This window comes from Bradyrhizobium sp. NBAIM08 (assembly GCF_020193935.1).
Lineage (GTDB): Bacteria > Pseudomonadota > Alphaproteobacteria > Rhizobiales > Xanthobacteraceae > Bradyrhizobium > Bradyrhizobium yuanmingense.
In genome coordinates this window covers 1-400 of record NZ_JADYVR010001004.1, presented here as the reverse complement: position 1 = coordinate 400, position 400 = coordinate 1, and the positions used below count along the sequence as shown (strand labels likewise).

At 67.8% G+C, this 400-nt stretch carries 1 protein-coding gene; it reads right to left on the bottom strand.

The features are described from left to right. The coding region (locus I6F37_RS43160; RefSeq protein WP_249795498.1) for an AI-2E family transporter at window positions 1-365 on the bottom strand (365 nt) is incomplete at its 3' end. Window positions 366-400: the final 35 nt, after the last annotated feature.

The window sequence follows — 400 nt, the reverse complement described above, 5'->3', positions numbered from 1 at the left end:
AGTCCGACCGTGACGACGACCGCGGCGCCGATCATGGCCCCGATCAGCGGGATGATGTCGAACGCGGCGACCACCAGTGCGAGCGCCAGTGAATACCGTCCGATGAGCGGGGCGTCCATGACCTTTCCGAGGACGAACAGGAAAAGGTACGCCGCGACGCCGGCGGTCGCCGCAACGGTGCTCTGGCCGACGACAAACCCGCCGACATTGATCACGACGCGGTCGCCGAGGTCCTGCACCCGCTCGCGCCGTGAGGCGGGTACGAGCCGGTAGAAGCCCGCCGTGATCGACGGCAGCGAACCCAGGAAGTACAGCGTCAGGACGAGCACCGTGATCACCGTGAACAGGCCGCTGACGATGGCCATGCCGAACCCGAGCAGCCCGCCGAACGCGCTCGAGG